Annotated in this window: 1 pseudogene; it reads right to left on the bottom strand. The window is 64.4% G+C overall.

The features are described from left to right. Positions 1–763, bottom strand: a pseudogene (locus tag QCE49_RS33585) (RHS repeat protein); the annotation flags it as partial.

Here is a 763-nt window from a genome sequence, read left to right as displayed (position 1 = left end):
GGCGTCGTCCCATTCGTAGCTGATGCTGCGCCCATCGAAGCCGGTCTGTTCGATCAACTGCCCGAGCGCGTCATAACGGAAGGTCGTCGACTCGTTGTTCTCGTTGCGCAGCGAGGCGAGCCGGCCCTGTTTGTCGTAGCGGTAGCCGATCCATTGGCCCAAGGTTCCGGGAACAACAATCGTGCGGCGCGAGTGCAACTCATTGAGCTGACCGTACCCGTACAGCGTCTCCGTGCCCGCGCCGTCACGGTACGTCAACAGGTTGCCGTTGCCGTCCCATGTGAACTTTTCTTCCGTGCCGTCGGCGCGCCTGATGCGCTGAATCTGGCCGCGCGCATCGCGCCGGTAGACCGTTTCGTTGCCTTCTGCATCGGTCACGCGCGACAGATACCCGCGCTCGTCGTAGGAATACAGCGTCGCGTTGCCCGAGCAGTCGGTCGCCCTCATGAGACGGCCGCCGTTGTCATAGTCGAACTGGCGGGCGCCGCCCTTCGGATCGGTCAGCGAAATCAGCCGTCCGCGTGCGTTCCACGAATATTGGGTCGTTCGGCCCGCCGCGTCGGTGACGGCAACCGGTCGGCCGAGCGCGTCGTAATCGGTCGTGCTCACGTCGCCGGTCGGACTCGTCACCTTCACCGGCAAGCCCGCGTCGTTGTACTCGGTACGCGTGGTCTGCGAGAGGGCGTCGGTGACGGCGCTTACACGCCCTTGCTCGTCGTATTCGAAGCGCTGCACCTGACCGAGCGCGTTCTTCGTGCTGACG

The organism is Caballeronia sp. LZ008 (genome assembly GCF_031451435.1).
Lineage (GTDB): Bacteria > Pseudomonadota > Gammaproteobacteria > Burkholderiales > Burkholderiaceae > Caballeronia > Caballeronia zhejiangensis.
This window is presented reverse-complemented; position numbering and strand designations above follow the sequence as displayed.